This window comes from Lactobacillus gigeriorum DSM 23908 = CRBIP 24.85 (assembly GCF_000296855.1).
Classification (GTDB): Bacteria; Bacillota; Bacilli; order Lactobacillales; family Lactobacillaceae; genus Lactobacillus; species Lactobacillus gigeriorum.
Genome location: NZ_CAKC01000028.1, coordinates 42,271 through 63,775, shown reverse-complemented (window position 1 = coordinate 63,775; position 21,505 = coordinate 42,271). Strand labels below are relative to the sequence as shown.

The following is a 21,505-nucleotide window of genomic DNA, read 5'->3' as shown; positions in this document are numbered from 1 at the left end:
CTCTCTTCTTACGATCTTCTTATTTTACTAAGTATCTAGCCAAAAATCAATTCAACAGTATAATCACCTACTAAGTATAGCCCATTGAAGAGCTCATATTCAAGCTGAACTTTCCCGGCTTGACCGGTACGTTCTACTTTTAATAGTTTAGTGACGCTAGTCAAATCCATTTGCCGACCGGTAACTACGTAACGCCCTGGACACTTTTCTCCAGGGATGAATCGCAATAATGAGTAATTCTGACTATCAACGCCACGCTTCAAGAGCAGCTCGTCTTTTTTAAGCAACATTTTAACTGGAATTGCATTATCTTCCAGATAATTGATGCGAATTGCTTCATCAGTAATTGTTATTTCACCTGGTGCAGCTTTTACGAAAGTCTCACGATTGTCTTCTTGGACAATCGTGCTGGTCATTTTTACCTTTATCTTAGTCATAAGTCATCCTTATTTGCTATAATTTTGTTAGTCAAGTTATATTTTAAGCTATTTGTAGCAAAAGCTAAAATTTTTTATATCGAGGATTTCTATGCCAAAATTTTACAGTGAAAAATTACCACATGAAGTGGTCCTTCGGGATCCCGTTCATGGTTATATCCATATTGAAGATCAGGTAGTCTTAAATATTCTGAAGTCTAAAGAGTTTCAGCGCATGCGTCGCATCAAGCAGCTAGGTCCTGTCAGCTATGTTTTTCCTGGCGCTACGCATACCCGATTTGAACATAATTTGGGCGTTTATGAGTTAACCAGACGTATCTGCAATATTTTTGCTAAAAAATATCCTTTGGTCAAGCCAGGAGATGGCTTATGGGACGTGGATAATCGCTTATTGGTTGAATGTGCCGGTTTGCTTCATGATATTGGACATGGTCCTTATTCACATACCTTTGAGCACTTATTTGGCACTAACCACGAGGTGCTAGGGCAAAAGATCATCACCGATCCTAATACCGAGATCAATCATGCTTTGCGCAAGGTGGCGCCTAATTTCCCTGAGTTGGTCGCAAGCGTAATTGCGAAAACTTATCCTAATCCCCAAGTAGTAAAAATGATCTCAAGTCAGGCTGATGCCGATCGAATGGATTATTTGCAGCGCGATGCTTACTTCACAGGCGTAAGCTATGGCCACTTTGATATTTCCCGCGTACTTCGGGTAATTCGCCCCTATCAAAATGGGATCTGCTTCAACAATAATGGGATGCATGCTGTTGAGGACTACATCGTATCGCGCTATCAAATGTACCAACAGGTATACTTCCACCGCGTTGGTCGTTCCATGGAAGTCATTTTGCATCACCTGCTTCAGCGAGCTAAAGATGTTTATCAACAAGGCACATTACCAGTTACGCCAGAATTAGCCCGGTTTTTAGCTGGTAAATGGACGCTTGATGATTACTTGAAGCTTGATGATGGGGTAATGGAAACTAACTTCTCTATGTGGACCGATTCTTCCGATCAAATTTTAGCTGATTTAGCTAAGCGCTATTTATTCCGCAAGCAATTAGCTAGCGTTAAAATCGATCCTGAAACGAAGAAGCTTTTACCTAAGTTGAAGAATTTGATCAAAGAGGCTGGCTTTGATCCAGAATACTATACTGAGATTAATTCTGCTTTCGACGAGCCTTATGATGCTTATAAACCGACTGGCAAAAATGCCAATAGTCAAATCGAAATTATGCAAGACGATGGTACTTTGATTGAATTGTCTGAACTTAGTCCATTGGTAAAAGCTCTTAATGGAACTTTCCAAGGGGATGAGCGCTTCTTCTTCCCTAAAACCATGTTGGCTAAAAATGACGAACCCCAAATTTTTGATCCGATTTATCAAGAATTCCAAAAATACGTCCGCAATGGCGAACTACGCTACTTGCGTCGCCCTAAGAAAAAATCCGAATAAACAAAAAGGCTGAATTCATGGAATTCAGCTTTTTTGATTAGTGCTTATCTGCTTCGTATCTAGTATTGAACAATGGGCTAAGCGGCTTGTGTTCTTGAATGCACTTAATGGCATCCCCCATCAATGGTCCAACTGATACGAGCAACATCTTTTCAAGTTGCTTTTCTTCAGGTTGATTGATTGAATCAGTCAAAACCAAATTCTTAATTGCAGATTTGTTAAGACGGTCAACTGCAGGTCCTGACAAAACTGCATGAGTAGCTGAAGCATAAACTTCAGTTGCACCCGCATCAATCAAAGCTTGGGCAGCTAAGGTAATCGTACCAGCAGTATCGATCATATCGTCGATAATGATTGCCCGCTTGCCTTTAACATCACCAATGATGTTCATAACTTCAGCAACATTAGCTTTTGGTCGACGCTTATCGACAATGGCAATATTAGTACCCAAAAATTCTGCTAACTTACGTGCTCTAGTTACACCACCATGGTCAGGTGAAACTACTACAGCATCCTTTTCAAGGCCATTGCTCAAGAAGTAGTCAGCTAATAATGGAGCTCCCATCAAGTTATCAACTGGGATATCAAAGAATCCTTGAATTTGTGGAGCATGCAAGTCAAGTGAAAGCACACGGTCTGCACCAGCTGCTTGCAACATATCTGCTACCAACTTAGCAGTGATTGGTTCACGCGCTCTAGTCTTACGATCTTGACGAGCATAACCATAATATGGAATTACTAGGTTAATCGTCCGTGCACTAGCACGACGAACAGCATCGATCATAATCAACAATTCCATCAAGTTGTCGTTAACTGGAGCACTGGTTGATTGAACCAAGTAAACATCCTTACCACGAACAGAATCATCAATATTGATTTGAATTTCACCATCGCTAAATCTTTCAACGCTTGATTTACTCAATGGTACGCCAACACGGTCTGCTATCTTTTGCGCCAATGGAACATTAGAGTTAAGGGCAAAAATCTTTAAATCGTCTTTATAAGACATAATTTCCTCCGTAAAAATATGCTAACAACTTCTATTTTAGCAAAAAATACCACTATTTAACAAAAAATACTGGCATTTCTGGTTTAATCACTGCTAATAACGGTAAATCTTCAGGACTGATGTGCCCCAAAACCGTAATGCGCTTATCTGTAGGTAAAGTAACTTTACTAATTTGCAAGTAATTGCTGAAACCAGTATAGAGCTCATTGGTGCAAGCGACTGTGCCTGCAGGACGAGCTTCACGCTCCTTAATAGGAACGCGATAATCATCGATTTTGCCTAACATCAATAGATTTTCAGCGACATAATTATCGCTATGCCAAACGTGATCAAACAAAATTTCTTGTTCACTGATCAGTTTGAAGGTAACCATACCTTTTTTCAAGTAGTTGCTAAAAGCTGCGACCTTATTGCTATCTAAATGATCGCCAACAATTATCTTATTGCAAGATGTTTGCAACTTAAGCATTGCTGCCAACGGATTAACATTCCGCAATTTTTCAAGCGTTGTATGCTGCTCGTCACCATTGCCACTTGAAACAAAAGCTTCAATCTCAAAGCCCAGCTTTTTAAGTTGCTGATTGCGCATAACAAACCAATCTTCGGCAATGCCTGTTTCCACATAAGGATAATTGCCATAGCCTAACTTAAGATGCTCAAAAGCAGCGCTATATTCATGTAATTCACTAACTAGTTCATCATTCATACTATTGGCATCCAAAATCACCGTCAGCGATTTGGACAATTTAGCTACTAAATTAATTGGCGTATCAGCTGGTAACTTTAGGCTATTGATATGTAAGCTCTGAATTTGGCCAACGTTGTTTAAATCAAAGCCCAACGTCGCTAATTCTTGAACCGAAGCAGCTAATTCCAACTTAAGACTTAAATTTTCACACCACTTACTTAATTCCAACAACCGCGTCCGCAACGCTTCGGCTTCAACAGTTGTTTGCAGATTAGTATAAACCTCTTCGAATCCAGCATTGCGCATTGCCAACAAGTAATTATAGTCGGCTGCCGTCAACGCTTGATCAAGGTAGATTGCAAAAGCTAACATGACTTCCTCACATTTTTATTCATTTATTCACACCCTAAGAATTATAAAGCAAAAAACGCAACCCAAATATTAGGTTGCGAATTTTGTATTCAAATTGTAAAGAATTAGTTAACAGTTGCATAGTCACTAACGTTAAGCGTTTGAACGAAACCATTATTTGAAGTTACCGTCAAGTTCGCATTACCATTGTTAAATTGAACTTGCGAAGCAGTAACGCCATTAACGTTGGCTACCAAAGCAATAATTTGATCAGCTTCTGAAGCAGTTAAGCTACCTAAATTGCCGACGCGTACCTTAGCACCATTTAAAGCTGCCTTAGCCTTAGTTACGGCAGCTTGAGCATTATTAACATCTAACAAAGTAGCTGTCTTAGCACCAAACATAGTTTGAGCATTTGTAATTGCTGAATCGTAAGCATCCCTTGCACTCTTAGTAGCTAACTTGTAGCTATCTGAAGCCTTTACGTTATTAGCTTCTGCAATGGCCGCAGACAATGGTGCCTTATCATTAGCAGTTGCTACTACACCACTTAAACGAGCTTCTTCAGAAGTGTTAACAGCATTCAAAGGTTTGCCTGAAATCGTAGCAACTACACTTTGCTTGATGTAGCCGTTCTTATCGCTAGCAAGCTTGTAGAACAATTCTGCTTGATTCTTGTCTGCTTCCCAAATGTAGCGTAATTCAGTAACTCTTACACGGTGACCACTTTCAAATGAATTGGTCGTAGCCTTACCATTAGCAGTGTAAGTTACCGTATCTTGACCAAGAGTAGCAATTGTATCATCTTGATCATCTGAAGTCGTATCATTATTATTTGGCAATTCATCTTCAGGAATTAAGGCCTTACCTGAAGCTAAGGTAGTGTTGACGGCCTTAATCCATTGTTCACCATCTTCGCTATTGCCGATCATGTAGTACCACTTGCCATCGATGTTCTTAGCTTTCAAAGCCACATATTGGGCACCCTTGATGATCTTTTGTTGTGGGTCATATGCTTGACCGTTACCATCGTAAACAATGGAGTTCTTGATGATATTGATCATAGTCGTATCATCTTGAACAGGTTCATCTGAAGTTACCTTAGCATTAGCGGTTTTAACGAATTGGTTATTAGCCAAAGCAAAGTATTTCTTGCCTTTAATCTTCTTAGTACCAGTGTACTTGATAGTGGTACCTTTCTTCAAAGTACCAGCTGACTTAATTCTTACCCCTTTATTGTTGTAAACATAAGCATTGTGAGTCAACTTGATAGTTTTAGTATTGTCATCTTTAGCAGGGGTGCTCTTATGATTTACCTTCTTACCATCAACAGTAGCTACGTTGGCAGCTTTGATATAGTTGCCATCACCAATATCGTAGTAGTCAACGCCATTAATGGTCTTTAAACCTGCAGATTTAAGACTAGCGCCCTTGCCAATTACTGACCATAACTTGTTTTGGTACTTGTAGTTAGTGTTGCGCTTGCCTGATTTTAAGTAAATATATGCATTGTGGCCAAGAACAATCGTAACTGTACCAGAATTGGTTTTTGCTTTTTTACTAGTGGTTACAGCTTGTACTGTAGTGGCTTGACTTGCACCTAAAACTGGGCTAACAGCCATCAAAGCAGCTGCTGATACCATTACTATTTTATGACTAATTCTCATGAATCCTATTACCTCATTTAAAACTTTAGCCAGCTATCCGTATCTGGCTTTCGGAGTTAACATATACTATTATAACGCAAAAATAAAGGCCGTTCAGTAAGAAACAGCCTTTATAACCAATACTTAATTATTGTGTAAACGATCCGCAATCTATTTTACTTTGACATCGCTAGCTTTAAGGTAGTAGTGACCTGGTTCAAGCGCATAGTATTTTTCACCTTTAATGGTAGTAGTGCCTAAGCCCTTAACTTCAACGCCCTTGCCAATTACAGTCCACTTCTTTGAACCTTGGTAAGTCTTGGCTGGATTGCCTTTTTGGTCATAAACTTGAGCCTTATGGATAGTAACAATGTTAGTTACCGTTAATTTAGCGCTAGTCTTGGTCGTCTTGGAACTCTTACTAGCTTTAGTAGTCTTCTTCGTAGTCTTTTGACTGGTCTTTGAAGTCTTAGTAGTCTTGCTAGTTTGGGTAGCAGTCTTGGCACTTGATGTAACCTTGCCTTTGCCATCAGTGGTTAAGGTAACCAGCTTCTTACCATCCTGATATTGAACTGAACCCTTAGTTAAACTAGCTGGCATCCAATAAGCCATATTGGTTTGGATGCTGTAGTACCACTTACCAGCAATTTGCTTTACTTCCCAAATAGTGTATTGACCATTTTCTGGAATAGCCTTGCTAGTTTTTTTGCCATTTTTATCAACGAAATAGCCCTTCTTAACAGTTTTAACGGTGCTATTCTTGCCATTGGTCTTGTAATATTGACTAGCTGCTTGAACTGTCATTACAGGAGCTGTAGTGGCTAAAACTGGACTAATGCCTAATAAGGCAACAGTTGAAATTGTAACTAACTTTTGTGATAACTTCATAAGTTTTTCCTCCATGCAAAATATCTTTGCTAATCCAAGTGAATATTTTAGTACTATTTGCACAGATTGCTAGCATTTTTTGCTAAAAGTTAGATATTCTTAAGAATTTTGGTATTGCTGACTTTAATCCAGCCTTCTTTAAGCAAATAATATGGTTTGCCATGGATCTGTTGCTTAGTATAAACTGTCAACTTTTTGCCTTTAAGCAGCTTTACCAAATTTCCTTTACGATTTAAGATTAACTGACCTTGGCGATCGTATAAATAAGCATTATGAATCAATTCAACCGTCGCACTTGCTACCGGATCATATAATTGATAAGTTATTTTTCCTTTACTATCAGTAAAAACCACCATATTTATTTTGCCATCTTCTTGATACCACACCGTTCCAGTGGTGCTGCTTGCAGGTAGCCACTGTTTTTTCTTCGTTCCATAAAGTAGCCCTTGATCGGTAATCTTGACATAATAAATCCGCACGCCACTATTTGCGCGATATGGTTTAACTGCCTTAATTAACCGCACATAGCTCTGCTTAGCATCGGTTTTGATAATTTCTACTGGATCGGTTTCTACTACAATTTTCGGCGCCTTGGTTTTATTTTTAGGACTAGCAGTCACAAGCGTACTAGGCAACATTAATAAACAGCCAATTAGGGTCAAAATTTTTATCAGCCAACGATTCATATGAGCCACCTCTCTCAAGCTCATTGTACTACGTTAAAGTAAATAATTGGTTTTTAGCCATTAAAAAACCGCCTACTAAGAGGTGGTTAAAACCATTATTGCCAGTCTTTTCCTTCAGATAAAGGCAACTTATGCCAGTAATCAGGTTTATTAACTTGACGGCCACGGCCAATTGCCATTTCATAACGAGCAACATCCTTAGTAACAGTAGTATCAGCTGCTACAAAGGCATGATCAGCTACATTGATTGGTGCAATCAAAGTTGAACCAGCACCAATAAATGCCTTATCGCCAACATTAGTATGGAACTTCTTAACGCCATCAAAGTTAGAGAAGATTGTACCACAGCCGATATTAATATCCTTACCTAAGGTTGCATCCCCAACATAAGTTAAGTGACCAATCTTGGTATTTTCACCAATTTCAGCCTTCTTAATTTCCACAAAGTTACCAATGTGAACACCTTGACCAATCTTAGCATCTGGACGAAGGTGTGAATTAGGACCAATATCGCTCTTGTCAGCCATTTGCGCATGATCTAAAGTCGATGAAGTAATCGTCACTTCATTGCCAACAACAGAATCAACGATTCTTGAACCACTTGTAATGTAGCAGTCATTGCCAATTTCAGTCTTGCCCTTAATTACTACATTGCCTTCAATGATCGTATCATTGCCAATCGTAACGTCAGCATCGATATAAGCAGTAGTTGGGTCAATGAAAGTTACGCCATTGCGCATATGAGCTTCATTAATCCGTTTTTGCATGATCTTCGTTACTTGTGCTAAAGCAATACGGTCGTTGACGCCAAGGCTTTCACTAAAGTCATGCATTCGGTAAGCCCCAACGCGTTCGCCTTCATTACGCAAAATTTCTAGCACATCAGTTAAATAATATTCTTCTTGAGCATTATCATTTTTCACATGACCTAAGGCTTCAAACAACTTCTTGTTGTCAAAACAATAGACTCCAGTATTGATTTCTTTAACTTTTAATTCTTCTGGCTTGCCATCTTTTTGTTCAACAATCCGCAAGAGATTGCCTTGATCATCGCGAATAATTCGACCGTAGCCAAAAGGATTAGGTGCTTCAGCAGTCAAAACTGTTGCTGCGTTGTCTTTTTGAGCATGGTAGGCGAACAAGTCGTTAAAAGTTTTAGCAGTTAACAACGGTGTATCCCCATATACTACTAAAGTTACCCCTTCTTCTTGACCAAGCATGTCTTTGGTGGTCAAAACTGCATGCCCTGTACCTAATTGCTTAGCTTGAAATGCAAATTCTGATTGCCCTTGTAACATATCCTCAACTGCTTCAGCACCAGTTCCGACAACAGTAATAATTTTTTCTGGGTCAACGCCTTGAGCAGCTGTTACCACGTGTTCAACCATGGTCTTACCACAAACTTGGTGCAAGACTTTATAAAGCTTCGATTTCATACGAGTACCCTTACCAGCAGCAAGGATCACAACAAATTTCTTCACAGTTAATAACCTCTTTTAAATCAATCTTAGCTCCTAGTATACCATTTTTATAATTGACTAAAATCAGTTTCTGTTAAGAAGTTGCCTGGTTCTGCTAAAATAATTCGTTTTTGAGTATCGATCTTACTAATCTTCACTAATGATAGGTAGTCTTCAACCAATTTTTCTTTGTCAAAATCAGCTTCACAAAGTACGCAAATACCTGCAACTGTTGAGTCGAACTCGCGAGCAAGTTCTTCCATACCGGTTAAAGTACCGCCACCCTTCATAAAATCATCGACTACTAAGACATTAGAGTTTTTCTTCAAAGCTCTGGTTGGCAATTCCATCTTAGCCACGCGATCCAATGAAGATGAAATATAGTTAACAGAAACAGTCGCACCTTCAGTCACCTTTGAACGTTTACGGGCAGTTACAAATGGAACGTTCAAGTAACGTGCAACTGATTGGGCAAGTGAAATCCCCTTAGTTTCAACTGTCATTACGACATCAATATCTGAATAAGCATAGCGGGTAGCAATTAAGCGGCCAATCCATTGCAAGTCCTGAGAATTGCTTAATACGTCTGAAAGGTAAACGAATCCACCTGGCAAAATTCGGTTAGGATCTTCAATTCTAGAAGCCAAATCGCCCAGATACTCTTCTGCATGACCCTTACCGATATAAGGGATATAGCGCACCCCGCCAGCTGCTCCAGCTACAGTTTCAAGAATACCGTCTTGATTAGTGGCAAGCGTGTGCTTCAAAATTGCTAAATCTTCGGAAATTGATGATTTAGCAGCATCATAGCGTTGAGCAAAAAACGGCAATGAGATTAAAGTATGTGGCCGTTCCATTAAATACTTGGTCATGTCTACTAGTCTTTCTGAACGTTTCATATTATTTCCTTCCTAATGTTTGTAATTTGTCTTAATAACTATACTCTAAATGCAAAAAAAAAGCACTAACATTTGTAAAAAATGTTAGTGAAAATTTTTTATGCTTCTACCGCTTCTTGGTCATCGTCAAATTCTAAAGCAATATTCTTAGTAAGCAAATCAGTATAGCTATAAGAAACGTGCTCAAAGTTATTTTGATCTTGATCTAATTCAACTACAAACACTGCTGGGAAAGTTTCTCTCAAAATTCCACGGCGTTTTGTAATTTTCTTACGCCCCGCTTGAGCTACAACGGTAATTGAATCACCCAAGTGAGAATCCAGCTTATGCTTAATTGTAGTAATTGATGTTGGCATTAAAACAACTCCTTTAAGGAGCATTTTATCACAAATTAGCCTATATAGCAATATGTTTCATGAGAAAATATTTATGCTGTTATTAGTTTTGCCAACTCTACGAATTGTTCAATTGTTACATTTTCCGGTCTAGCCTGTGGCTTTAAGCCTAATTCCGCAATAATTTTAGCTCTTCTATCTGAATCTGAAATTAGATTTTTTAAATTATTGTTGAGCGTTTTCCGTCTTTGTGCAAAACACATTTTAACCACTCTGTTGAAGTGTTTCACATCTCCGACAGCTATTTTCTTAGCAAGCGGACGCAACACCACTACGCTTGAATCAACTTTGGGTGCCGGCATAAACGAACTATGGTCAACCGTCAGCGCTAGCTTAACTGCCATCTGCGTCTGTACGGCAATCGTTAAGGGACCATAATCCTTGCTATTAGGTTGAGCTTCCAATCTTTCAGCAACTTCCTTTTGCATCATTAAGGTTAATGAGACAAAATTCAAATCAGAATTAGCCAAGCTAAAAATAATTGGTGTCGTAATGTAGTAAGGCAGATTGGCTACAACTTTGATTGGCTGCGAAAAATCAAAGAAGTCACCGATGTCCGCTTTAAAATCAGCCTGTAAAATGTCCTTTAATAACAACTTAAAGCGACTAGCTAGATCTTCGCCTGCAATTTTAGCCGGTAATTCATTATCTAAAATTTCTGGCAAAGAATCATCGACTTCATAAGCAAATACCTTAGCTCCAGCCAATAGCAGTTGCTCTGTCAGCGACCCAATGCCTGGTCCAATTTCGATTACTTGATCACCAGCTTCAATTTCTGCTGCCTCAATTATGCCCATTACTGCTTGATGATCAACTAAGAAGTTCTGCCCAAGATTTTTCTTAGCTTTGACAAAATAACGATTAACAATCGCCTGCGTTCTTACGGGATTATCAATTGCGATCGTGCTGTTCATGCTTAACCCCCTCAACTGCTTGCGTCAATTGAGCAAGCGAAATACCAAAAGTCTGCAATCTCTTATAAAAAGTTTGAGAATTGCCATAACCAATACCTAGTTCAATTCCAACTTGTTCGCGCAACTTACGGGCGCATTGTCCCCCAGCTAACCCCAAAGCTTGGTATGCTTCACTAGTTAAATCGCTAGTACGCTTTTGTTCATGCAAATCGCTCAATGCACGTTCAATCGCCTCTTTCGAAGCATGTTCAACGCCTAAGCTACCAGTTTTATGGGGTTCGCCTTCTTTACGCGTGATAAATGCTTGCTTGGCAGTTGGGACCGCTTCAGTTACCAGACGTCTAATGCGCTCGCCATTAAAATCAGGATCGGTGAAAATAATGATTTCTCTAGTTTGACTCAATTGCTTTACTTTAGCTAAAAACGCTTCAGATACAGCTGAACCATTGGTTTCTAAAGTTTCAATTCCAGGAAAAAATTGACGTAAGCGAATGGTATCATCTTTACCTTCTACAACTACAACTGCATTAAAATTCTTTTTATTCAAGCCCATACACCCTCACTGTATTCGCATAAGTGGCAGCCGCTACTTCTTCAAGCGAAATTTCACGCAAATCCGCAATTGCCTGTGCCACATAGTGCACATAAGCAGGTTCATTTTGCTTGCCACGATACGGCTTAGGCGTCAAATACGGCGCATCAGTTTCAACTAGCAAGCGATCAAGTGGCACTAGCTTAGCTGAAGCATGAACATCAACAGCCTTGGTAAAAGATACCACGCCTGAATATGAAAAATTGATATTTAAAGCCATAAATTTTTCCAGCCATTCAGGATCGCCGTTAAAATTGTGCAAAATTGCACCGTATTCAAGATTGCTTTGACGCAAAATATTATAGCAATCTTCAAAAGCATCCCGCGTGTGGATGTTTACTGGCAATTGTAATTCATGAGCCACTTCAATTTGGCGAGCAAAAACTTGTTGTTGCAGATCGCGTGGCGATTCATCCCAATAATAATCAAGACCAATCTCGCCTAGCGCTACTACTTTCTTTTCGTGCAATTGCGCAATTAAAGTAGCTTCTGCTTGTTCATCATAATCCTTGGCAACATCAGGACAATAGCCCACCATAGCGTAGACGTTATCAAATTCATTAGCCAGCTCAACTGCTCGCTCATTGAATTCAGGATCTTGACCTACACAAATCAACTTGTTTACGCCCAAGCCCTTAGCGCGTTCCAAATAGAGCTGTTCCTTACCACGAAAAGGCGTGTCATTTAAATGAGTATGGTTGTCAATTAACTCCATCTAGCCTAATTCCGCTCCAACTTCATGTTCATCGCCAACGATTGCCAACTTCACTTTGCTATCCTTTTCGCTAGAAAGCAACATACCTTGGCTTTCTAGGCCCAACATCTTACGAGGCTTCAAGTTGGTTACTGCCAAGACCTTCTTGTTTAACAATTGACTTTCATCAGGATAGAATTTTCTGATTCCGGAAAGAATTTGCCGTTTCTGACCATTGCCAAAGTCCAATTCAAAGCGCAATAACTTGCTTGAACCTTTAACTGGTTCAACTTCCAAGACTTGAGCAACTTGAATTTTAACTTTGTCAAAATCATCAATCGTAATGAAGTTTTCTTGTTTCTTCTGTTCACTACGAGTTTGTTTCTTGGGCTTAGCTTTCTTCATTTCTTCTTTGATGTACTTGACTTCTTCATCGTTCTTCAATCTAGGGAAGATTGGTTCAGGCTTTTCGGTTACGCGATTTTCCCAGCCATAAGCACCAAAATCAAGTACCTTTTGACTATCATCATTCCAGTCAAGACCTAATTGCTTAAACATCTTAAGCGGACTTTGAGTCATAATTGGAGAAATCAAAACTGCTACTAACCGCAAGCTTTCAGCTAAGTTAGTCATTACCCGAGATAATTCTGCAGTCTTGCCTTCCTTATTTAACACCCAAGGAGTAGTTTCATCGATATATTTGTTAGCACGACTAATCAACTTCCAGATGCTATCAAGTGCTTGAGAGAAATGAAGCTCGTCCATTTGCTTTTGATAGCTGGCAATCGTTTCTTTAGCTACTGCTTGTAAATCAAGGCCAAGTTCATCTTGTTCTTGGCTAACAGCAGCAACGTGGCCATTTTGATATTGATTGATCATTGATACTGTTCGGTTAAGCAAGTTACCAAGGTCGTTAGCCAAATCAAAGTTAACGCGTTCCACGAAGTCTTCTGGTGTGAAAATACCATCAGCACCAAATGGAATTGCCCGCATCAAGTAATAGCGAAGCGCATCTAAGCCATAGCGGTTAACGATCATTTCAGGATAAACGGCGTTGCCCTTAGACTTCGACATCTTGCCGTCTTTCATCAATACCCAGCCATGACCAAAAATTTGCTTAGGAAGTGGCAAGCCTAAAGCCATCAACATTATTGGCCAATAAATGGTGTGGAAACGAACGATTTCTTTACCAACCAAATGAACGTCAGCAGGCCAGTATTTCTTGAAAAGTTCATCGTTATCTGAACCATAACCCAAGGCGGTAATATAGTTAGATAAAGCATCAATCCAAACATAGACTACGTGCTTAGGATCGCTAGGAACAGGAATACCCCAGTCAATCGTTGTCCGTGTTACTGAAAGGTCTTCAAGACCAGGCTTGATGAAGTTATTGATCATTTCCTTTTCACGAGAATGAGGCAAGATAAATCCTGGGTGTGCTTTGTAGTATTCCACCAAGCGATCAGCATATTTACTCATTCTAAAGAAATATGAAGGTTCCTTAACTAAACGAACTTCATGTCCTGATGGTGCCTTACCACCAATCACATTGCCAGCATCATCCTTATATACTTCCGCAAGCTGTGATTCAGTAAAGTACTCTTCATCTTCAACTGAATACCAACCGGTATATTCACCAAGATAAATATCGTCTTGCTTAAGCAATTGCTCAAAAATCTTTTGTACAGCTTCAACGTGTTCCTTATCAGTTGTACGGATAAATTTATCGTAAGAAATATCCAATAACTTCCACAATTCTTTGTATGAAGCAGCCATCTTATCCACATATTCTTGTGGCTTAATGCCTTGTTCTTCAGCTTTTTGTTCAATCTTCAAGCCATGTTCATCGTCACCTGTCAAAAAGAAGGTATCGTAGCCTTGACTACGCTTGTAACGAGCCATGGAGTCGGCTGCAACGCTAGTATAAGCATTCCCAATTGTTAATTTACCAGAGGGATAATAGATCGGGGTTGTAATGTAAAAAGTTTTTTTATCAGCCATAAAATTCTCCTTAATGAATTTACTTTATCTACTATAATACACCATTAGAAACTTGATAGGCTAGCAAAGACAAGCAAAAAACCAGAAGGCCTGCTTTTTGATACAGACCTTCTGGTTTTTTAATATTTTATTCTTAAATCAAAAACTTTTCTTTTCTTAAATATATTTGCTTAACTGCCGTTGTCAACAAAATGTATAGTACCAACAGCCCAAAGACAATCCAGATAAAATCAATTGGCATCTTGCCAAAGTCTAACGCTTGCTTTAATCCTGAAAATGGCAACAAAGTTCCAATTACGCCGGCGCCAAAAGTTGCCATCATAACTGACCAAGTAGCCCGTTGCTTGATAAATGGCAAAGCCTTATCGCGCAAAGCATGAATAACCATTTCCTGTGTCCACAAACTTTCAATGAACCAGCCAGTATGGAAGATAGTCACAAAGATTGCCTTTTGGGCAAGCGACAAACTTGCATAATCGCCACCTACTAGATGTGGACAAATCACAAAGAAGAGGATGGCAAAAGTAAGGATGTCGAAGACCGATGAAGTTGGACCAAAGAAGAACATAAACTTGGGTAATTTCTTAGTCGACCAAGTCCGGGGCTGTTCCAAATAAGCTTCAGACATTTCATCAAATGGCAATGACAAGCAGCTAGTACCATAAAGCAAATCAACAATCAGTAGTTGCAATGGTAACATTGGCAAAAATGGCAAAAACGATGAGGCAATCAAAATCGATAAAATATTACCGAAGTTTGAAGAAAGCATGATCTTAATGTACTTCATCGTATTACCAAAGATCTTACGTCCGATCAAAACACCTTTTTCTAAGACATTAAGATCTTTATGCAACAGGATAATATCGGCTGATTCCTTAGCAATATCAACCGCTGTATCAACTGAAATTGAAACATCTGCTGTTTTCATTGCGGGTGCATCATTGATACCATCACCCATATAAGCGACTGTATGACCATTGGCCTTCAAAATTTCAATAATCTTTGTCTTCAATTCAGGCGATAACTTGACGAAAATATTGCATTCTTCAACCATTTCCTTCAATTCGTCATCGCTCTTATCAATCAGATCGCTACCTTCATAAACCGTATCGACATTCAAACCCACTTGTAAGCCAATTGCACGCGTAACTGCTTCATTATCGCCAGTCAGAATCTTAACCGTGATTCCATCTCGTTTCAAATTGGCCAAAGCTTCCCGAGCACTTTCTTTTGGTGGATCCAAGAATGCTAAGTATCCGGCCAGAATCATATCACTTTCATCTTTAACCGAAAATTCACCAACAGGAGCAGGACTCTTCTTATACCCGATCAAAATTACCCGCAAGCCATCTTCGTTCATATCATTGATATTTTCGAGAATCTCATGCTTACGCTCATCAGTAAGTGGCAACACTTGCCCTTGCTTTTCAATATGGGTGGAAATAGCCAACATTTCTTCGGCTGCACCTTTAGTTACCAACAAGTGTTCACCATGTTGTCGATCTGAATTGGCGACAACTACGCTCATGCGTCGCCGACTAAAGTCAAATGGAATTTCATCAATCTTATTGTAGTCTCGTTGAATTTCAGAAATATCCAATTCATCCCCAGCAGCATCAATTACCGCCGTATCAATTAGATCCTTCATCCCCGTTTGGTAGTAAGAATTCAAGTAGGATAATTCCAAAACGCGCTTATTTTCTTGCATTTCCAGGTCGTAATGCCGTTCAAGCACTACTTTGTCTTGGGTCAAAGTTCCAGTTTTATCAGTACAAAGAATATCTGCAGAGCCAAAATTCTGAATCGCATTCATCTTTTTTACGATCGTGCCGTGCTTGGACATTTCAACAGAACCCTTAACCAAATTGGAAGTCACAATTACTGGCAACATTTCTGGGGTCAAACCAACTGCAGTTGCAATTGCGAAAATTAACGCATCAAGCCAACTGCCTTTAGTTAAACCATTAATGATAAATACTAATGGCGCAATGATAGCCGTCATTGTAAGCAACAATTTAGAGATATCTTTAATGCCAACGTCAAATGCAGTTTCTTTAATCTTATTCTTGGAAATGTCTTGTGCCAACTTACCAAAAATCGTGCGATTGCCCGTCGCAAAAACAACACCTTGACCTGAACCAGAAACGATCGTCGTGCCCTCATATAAGATATTTGGGTAGTCAAGATAATCGTTATCCCTGCCAATTCGTGGAAACTTAGTAGCTACCTTTTCTACCGGATTAGATTCACCATTGAGCGAACTTGAAGAGCAGAACAAGTCCTTACTCTGCAACAATCTCATATCAGCTGGCACCATGTCCCCAGCAGCTAAATTGATAATATCGCCTACAACTACCTCAGTAGTTGGCAATTCTTGGTTTTCTCCATCACGCCGAATATTAGTCGTTACTGAAACCAAACCCAAAAGTGCTTCGACAGCATTTGAAGTGTGAACGTTTTGAATATAGCTGGTCAAACCCGAAATAATGACCATTACTAGCATAATAATAACCGTACTTAAATCTTTTTGGCTACTTGGTACAAAAAGATAGTCAGTACATAGCGAGATTGTTGCCAGTAGCAACAACACGATAGTAAACGGATTTAAGAAAGCTTCAATTAAAAAACGAATTCTTGAATCATGGCGGTTTGAAGCAATTTCATTAGCGCCATATTCTTCGCGATTAATGGACGCTTGTTTACTAGATAACCCATCTGCACTTGCATGAAGCCTCGCCAAAGTTTCACCTCTGGTTTCCTTAGCGATGGCTTGAACTAACCGTAAATTTACGGTGCTGTTTTGTTTTGTTCTTACATTCAACATGCAAATCCCCCCTAGCTTCGATGTTTCTAGGCAAACAAACTTAAAAAACCACCTGTACAGGAAACTGCACAAAGGTGGTTTTATGCCAAACAAGGCTTGTTGTACTCGTCGTTCAGTTTTAACACTACGTGACGTAAGCACATGCTAGCTATCTGGATGCCGCCTTAAGTCGACGGCACCTATTTAACCCGTTGGCATCTCTAGATGTTTCTGGGCGATAGCGTGTGTTCACGTAGGAGTCTCACCTAACAGTTCATTTGCGATATTTAATTTTCTCTTTGAGTTTAAACTCTTATATTGGCTACGTCAAACCCTTTTACCTAATCTTTAGAATTTTCTTGCTTTGCCCTAACCGTCCGGAATAGATAAGCAAGTCCCATCACAATCACGGCAATACCAAAAGCAACTGGTAAGGCTACGCGGCGCGGATGACTGATCTGATTCAACTCATCATTTGAAAGATCATATTTGTCCAAAGTATATTGATACTCTTGATCAATCTTTGTGGCACAAGCCCGAAAGACGAATCTAATCCCTTCATTGAAAGTAGCTTTATTAGGACTGCGCAACGTATCAGCAGCTGCTCTAATAATGTTCATCCGTGAATCAGCTGTAAAAGCCCCATGCAAATCCTTGCTAGAATAGATTTGAACATTTTGCTTTTTGCCTTTTTTACCAACCACGATAAAAGCTGTCCGCTTATATGAATTCAACTTCGGTGGCGTCAACTTATCCAATCGTTTGACCGTAATTACGCTAATTTGTGGTTGTTCCTTAGTCTGCAAGTAGCGGTTGTTTTTAGATAAGATTAAGTCTTTAGTGACTGGTTCTAATATTTTAGCTTGGTCGTCAACATATGGCTGGACAAAACCAGTCGTCATCACAAACATCGCCACTAAAGCCAAAATACTAGTTAACTTGACCCTCATCGTCTTCAAGCTTGCGCGACAACTGTTCAACATATTTTCGATCAATTTTGATTTGCTCATATTCTACTCCACAATCTTGCAATAGCTTAATTGCCAAAGGATTATCACGATAATTAAAGTAATAGTTGATCCGCTTAACGCCGGATTGAATTAAAGCTTTGGTGCAATTGTAACAAGGAAAATGCGTTACATAGATTTCCGTATTGCTAGTTGAAACCCCGTTTTTAGCACATTGCGTTAAGGAGTTGATCTCGGAGTGAATCGTTCTTACGCAGTGACCATCAACCATTTGGTGTCCAACTTCATCACAGTGAGGCTGGCCAGTAACTGCGCCGTTGTAGCCAGTACCAATAATACGATTATCTTTGACCAAAACGCTCCCTACTAAAGCACGGTTACAAGTCGAACGTTGGGCAATAACCAATGCTTGCATCATAAAGTATTGTTTCCAAGGTATCCGATCACGCATATTATTATCCTCTCGTTTTATCTATCGAAATAATTCAAACCAATCGCAGCTCTTACTTCATTTAAAGTGGCATTGGCAGTTTCGTTAGCTTTCTTTGAGCCTTCAAGCAACATTTCATAAACGCTGTCTAAATCTTGGGCAAATTTTTCACGACGTTCGCGGATTGGGGCTAATTCGGCTTCCAAAACTTGGTTCAAGTAACGTTTGATCTTTACATCGCCTAAACCACCCTTTTGGTAAGCAGCTTTAAGTTCTGCTACTTTATCCTTATCTGGATCAAAGACATCTAAGTAGGTAAAGACCATATTGCCTTCAACTTGACCAGGATCTTCCACATGAATGTGGTTTGGGTCAGTGTACATTGACATAACCTTTTTCTTAACCGTTTCTGCATCGTCTGCAAGGTAAATGGCATTTCCTAGGGATTTGGACATCTTCGCATTGCCATCAAGACCTGGAAGCCGGCCATGACCCTTAGCTGGGAAGTAACCTTTTGGTTCAACAAGAACTTCTTTGCCATAGATGCGGTTAAATGAACGAACGATTTCCCGGGTTTGTTCAAGCATTGGCTCTTGATCATCACCTACTGGAACAACAGTAGCCTTAAAGGCCGTAATATCTGCAGCTTGAGAAACAGGATAATTTAAAAAGCCAACAGGAATAGAATCCTTGAAATCCTTTTGTTGGATTTCTGCTTTAACCGTTGGATTTCTTTCAAGTCGCGCTACTGATACCAGGTCCATGTAGTAAGCAGTCAATTCGAACAAAGCTGGAATTTGGGATTGCACAAAAATGGTGGACTTTTCAGGATCAATTCCTACAGCTAAATAGTCAAGAGCTACTTGGACCAATGAATTGCGAATTTTTTCAGGATTGCGGGCATTATCAGTTAAAGCTTGGGTATCCGCAATCATGATATAAGGATCGTAGTTGCCTGAATCTTGTAGTTTAACTCGATTCTTCAACGAACCGATGTAATGTCCAATATGAAGTTTTCCGGTAGGACGGTCTCCGGTAAGCAAAATTTCCTTTGCCATAATCAATCTCTCGCTTTCTTTTTCATCATTTTATCGATCTTATGTTATTGTTTTCATTTTAACAAAAAAACCTTTATTATTAAACAAAGAGACCGTTTTTATGGGGGACTTGTGATGTGTAATCAATTTACTCTGCCAACTTATTCTTTGCTCAAAAAATATTTACAAACAGAATTAGCCTTACCACTTGTTGATTATGAGCAGGATTTTTCTAGCCATGATATTTTTCCAGGTCATACAGCACCCGTTCTGCTGTATGACCATGAAAAATTACAATTGGTGGATAAAACCTGGGGCTATCCTAGTCCAGTTGATGCCAAAAAATTATTGTTCAATGCGCGGATCGAACGTTTCTATGAGGCCAAGCCTTCGCTTTGGGATCATTCATTTAAGCGCCAACGCTGCTTAATTGTGTGTCAGTCTTTTTATGAATATGGTCCTGAACGAATTAAAAAAGCCAACGGTCGTTACTACCGTCAGCAATATCAATTTTATAATGAACATGAGCCATTAACGCTAGTTGCTGGAATCTATGATCAAGATCGTTTTTCGATGGTGACTACCGCTCCTAATAAAACGATGGCACCAATTCATCAACGCATGCCTCTTGTGATCGAACCTAATGAGTTGCGCCGGTGGCTATTTCAGAATTTTACTTCATTAATTGATCGCAGTCAGATTCAGTTGACAGCTACCAAAGTAACAAGCAAATGATTGCTCTAACCTCAAAAATTTATTCGCTTTCATCCCACAAACATGATAAAATAGTAAACATAGCGCGGGTATAGTTAAATGGTAGAACGTCAGCTTCCCAAGCTGAAGATGCGGGTTCGATTCACGCTATCCGCTTATTAAAAAAGGAGTCATCATTCAGATGGCTCCTTTTACTTTGTCTATATTTACATCATTACCACGATCAAAACACCGCTCAAAATCGCCAAATAAATTGGCATCCGCAAAGTCTGAGTATACATGTAAGACCATGCGAAAAACATCCCGTAAGCTGCCTCAATTACTAGCAAAATCAACGAATGCTGGAAATTCAATAAACTAAACAAAATTCCTGAACAAACGATGCCAATCAAGGCAACAGTTCGATTATTATCTCTAAATAAATAGTTAAACAAAAAACCGGTAGTAAGGTACTGCTGCAGAATTGGTAATACAATCCCTTCTGCCAACATTAAAAACCAAAACAATCCCGTACTTTCATGTTTAACAAAGCTAGCCTGAAAACCGTAGCTAGGAACCTTACCTAAAGTCTGGAAATACATCACCAAAATTCTACTGGCGATAGTCGCTAGCGTTAAGCCGACCGTCAAACCAAAGTCACCTAGGACCGGTAAGGTAGCTACTCGCTCAAAGAAGCGCTGCTCGCGATTAAAGCGATAAACATAGAACAACAAAACCATTGTTGTTACTAATGCATATAAAATTAAGTCCCAAACTCGAAGCGGTGTCTTCTGGCTTACTAATTCGACCACGCCAGCTGCCATAACATAGGCAATACAATACACGACGAACCGAATCAAGTTACCTTCTCTCGAATTAGGTGTATTCACATTTCCACCCCTATCTTTACTTATAAGCTATATTATAACAGAGTTAGTCATTTAAAAAATAAGAATCCTTTACAAAATCCACGCTGGCGTTACTTAACTGCAACAATCGTAACTTGATAATTGCCTGCTGGCGCCTCTACTGTAACCGTAGTTCCAGCAGCTTGTTTCATAATTGCTTGTCCAAGTGGCGAATCAAATGACACTTTGCCTAATGCCAAATCTGCTTCCATCCGCCCAACGACTTGATAAGTTTCCACTTCATCGTCATCATCAAAGCGCAATTCAACGCTTTTGCCGAGATTAACTAACCCATCATCTTGTTTTTCAACGATTTCTGCATATTTTAATTGCTTTTCTAGATAACGAATACGGCTCTGCAAATGGCCTAAATCGCGCTTAGCTTCTGTATACTCTGTATTTTCTGATAAGTCGCCCAAAGCTCTAGCAGCCTGCAAAATTTTGATTCTACGAGGACGATCTTGCTTCAACTTAGCAATTTCTGCTTCAATTTGTCGATAGCCTTCCGGCGTCATTTTTTGAAAATATACCATAACTTTTAACCTTC

At 39.5% G+C, this 21,505-nt stretch carries 21 protein-coding genes, 1 tRNA gene and 1 riboswitch; of the genes, 3 read left to right on the top strand and 19 right to left on the bottom strand.

All coding sequences use genetic code 11. From position 1 onward, the window contains the following. Positions 1-35: 35 nt before the first annotated feature. A complete protein-coding gene (locus BN52_RS02515; RefSeq protein WP_008472584.1) occupies positions 36-437 on the bottom strand; it encodes a DUF1934 family protein in 402 nt (133 codons plus the stop codon). 91 nt (positions 438-528) lie between these two features. On the opposite strand from BN52_RS02515, the gene BN52_RS02510 reads away from it, so the two are divergent. Continuing rightward, a complete protein-coding gene (locus BN52_RS02510; protein ID WP_008472583.1) occupies positions 529-1,896 on the top strand; it encodes an HD domain-containing protein in 1,368 nt (455 codons plus the stop codon). A gap of 37 nt (positions 1,897-1,933) precedes the next feature. On the opposite strand, the gene BN52_RS02505 is transcribed toward BN52_RS02510, so the two are convergent. The 16 genes from BN52_RS02505 to trpS all read right to left on the bottom strand — a co-directional run bounded on the left by BN52_RS02505 (position 1,934) and on the right by trpS (position 19,378). After that, entirely contained in the window at positions 1,934-2,905 is a 972-nt protein-coding gene (locus BN52_RS02505; RefSeq protein WP_008472582.1) for a ribose-phosphate diphosphokinase, read from the bottom strand. Between the two features lie 52 nt (positions 2,906-2,957). Beyond that, on the bottom strand, positions 2,958-3,965 hold the full coding sequence (locus BN52_RS02500; RefSeq protein ID WP_008472580.1) for a MupG family TIM beta-alpha barrel fold protein: 1,008 nt from the start codon (positions 3,963-3,965) through the stop codon (positions 2,958-2,960). Positions 3,966-4,069: 104 nt separating this feature from the next. Then, positions 4,070-5,611, bottom strand: coding sequence for an SLAP domain-containing protein (locus BN52_RS02495; protein ID WP_008472579.1), 1,542 nt, complete (start codon positions 5,609-5,611; stop codon positions 4,070-4,072). 150 nt (positions 5,612-5,761) lie between these two features. Beyond that, positions 5,762-6,478, bottom strand: coding sequence for an SLAP domain-containing protein (locus BN52_RS02490; protein WP_008472578.1), 717 nt, complete (start codon positions 6,476-6,478; stop codon positions 5,762-5,764). Positions 6,479-6,567: 89 nt separating this feature from the next. Continuing rightward, the gene (locus BN52_RS02485) at positions 6,568-7,164 is read right to left on the bottom strand and encodes an SLAP domain-containing protein (RefSeq protein ID WP_008472577.1); all 597 of its coding nucleotides are present in this window, start codon (positions 7,162-7,164) and stop codon (positions 6,568-6,570) included. Between the two features lie 95 nt (positions 7,165-7,259). Continuing rightward, entirely contained in the window at positions 7,260-8,645 is a 1,386-nt protein-coding gene (gene glmU, locus BN52_RS02480) for a bifunctional UDP-N-acetylglucosamine diphosphorylase/glucosamine-1-phosphate N-acetyltransferase GlmU (RefSeq protein ID WP_008472576.1), read from the bottom strand. Positions 8,646-8,692: 47 nt separating this feature from the next. Next, entirely contained in the window at positions 8,693-9,523 is an 831-nt protein-coding gene (gene purR / locus BN52_RS02475; RefSeq protein WP_008472573.1) for a pur operon repressor, read from the bottom strand. A gap of 98 nt (positions 9,524-9,621) precedes the next feature. Beyond that, positions 9,622-9,879, bottom strand: coding sequence for a Veg family protein (locus BN52_RS02470; RefSeq protein WP_008472571.1), 258 nt, complete (start codon positions 9,877-9,879; stop codon positions 9,622-9,624). Between the two features lie 71 nt (positions 9,880-9,950). Beyond that, on the bottom strand, positions 9,951-10,832 hold the full coding sequence (gene rsmA / locus BN52_RS02465) for a 16S rRNA (adenine(1518)-N(6)/adenine(1519)-N(6))-dimethyltransferase RsmA (RefSeq protein WP_008472570.1): 882 nt from the start codon (positions 10,830-10,832) through the stop codon (positions 9,951-9,953). After that, the gene (gene rnmV, locus BN52_RS02460; protein ID WP_008472569.1) at positions 10,810-11,385 is read right to left on the bottom strand and encodes a ribonuclease M5; all 576 of its coding nucleotides are present in this window, start codon (positions 11,383-11,385) and stop codon (positions 10,810-10,812) included. The genes rsmA and rnmV overlap by 23 nt, the downstream gene beginning before the upstream one ends. Further along, positions 11,372-12,139: a TatD family hydrolase gene (locus BN52_RS02455; RefSeq protein WP_008472568.1), complete on the bottom strand. Its 768-nt coding sequence runs from the start codon at positions 12,137-12,139 to the stop codon at positions 11,372-11,374. Before BN52_RS02455 ends, rnmV begins: the two co-directional genes overlap by 14 nt. Further along, positions 12,140-14,119: a methionine--tRNA ligase gene (gene metG, locus BN52_RS02450; RefSeq protein ID WP_008472567.1), complete on the bottom strand. Its 1,980-nt coding sequence runs from the start codon at positions 14,117-14,119 to the stop codon at positions 12,140-12,142. A 133-nt stretch (positions 14,120-14,252) separates the two neighbouring features. Beyond that, positions 14,253-16,943, bottom strand: a complete 2,691-nt coding sequence (mgtA, locus tag BN52_RS02445) for a magnesium-translocating P-type ATPase (RefSeq protein ID WP_008472565.1) — start codon at positions 16,941-16,943, stop codon at positions 14,253-14,255. 96 nt (positions 16,944-17,039) lie between these two features. After that, positions 17,040-17,203: riboswitch (M-box (ykoK) riboswitch) on the bottom strand. A gap of 60 nt (positions 17,204-17,263) precedes the next feature. Then, positions 17,264-17,872 (bottom strand): hypothetical protein, encoded by a 609-nt coding sequence (locus tag BN52_RS02440; protein ID WP_008472564.1) that lies wholly within the window; start codon positions 17,870-17,872, stop codon positions 17,264-17,266. Then, positions 17,853-18,341 (bottom strand): deoxycytidylate deaminase, encoded by a 489-nt coding sequence (locus tag BN52_RS02435; RefSeq protein ID WP_008472563.1) that lies wholly within the window; start codon positions 18,339-18,341, stop codon positions 17,853-17,855. The genes BN52_RS02440 and BN52_RS02435 overlap by 20 nt, the downstream gene beginning before the upstream one ends. Before the next feature lie 17 nt (positions 18,342-18,358). Next, positions 18,359-19,378, bottom strand: a complete 1,020-nt coding sequence (trpS, locus tag BN52_RS02430) for a tryptophan--tRNA ligase (protein ID WP_008472562.1) — start codon at positions 19,376-19,378, stop codon at positions 18,359-18,361. A gap of 114 nt (positions 19,379-19,492) precedes the next feature. On the opposite strand from trpS, the gene BN52_RS02425 reads away from it, so the two are divergent. Beyond that, complete coding sequence (locus BN52_RS02425) at positions 19,493-20,092, top strand: SOS response-associated peptidase (protein WP_008472561.1); 600 nt, start codon at positions 19,493-19,495, stop codon at positions 20,090-20,092. 64 nt (positions 20,093-20,156) lie between these two features. Beyond that, positions 20,157-20,227 (top strand) — tRNA-Gly (locus BN52_RS02420). 50 nt (positions 20,228-20,277) lie between these two features. On the opposite strand, the gene BN52_RS02415 is transcribed toward BN52_RS02420, so the two are convergent. Both BN52_RS02415 and greA read right to left on the bottom strand, forming a co-directional pair. Further along, positions 20,278-20,940 carry a CPBP family intramembrane glutamic endopeptidase gene (locus tag BN52_RS02415; RefSeq protein WP_008472559.1) on the bottom strand — a complete coding sequence of 221 codons (663 nt, stop codon included), beginning with the start codon at positions 20,938-20,940 and terminating at the stop codon, positions 20,278-20,280. 89 nt (positions 20,941-21,029) lie between these two features. Continuing rightward, a complete protein-coding gene (gene greA, locus BN52_RS02410) occupies positions 21,030-21,491 on the bottom strand; it encodes a transcription elongation factor GreA (RefSeq protein ID WP_008472558.1) in 462 nt (153 codons plus the stop codon). Positions 21,492-21,505 lie beyond the last annotated feature (14 nt).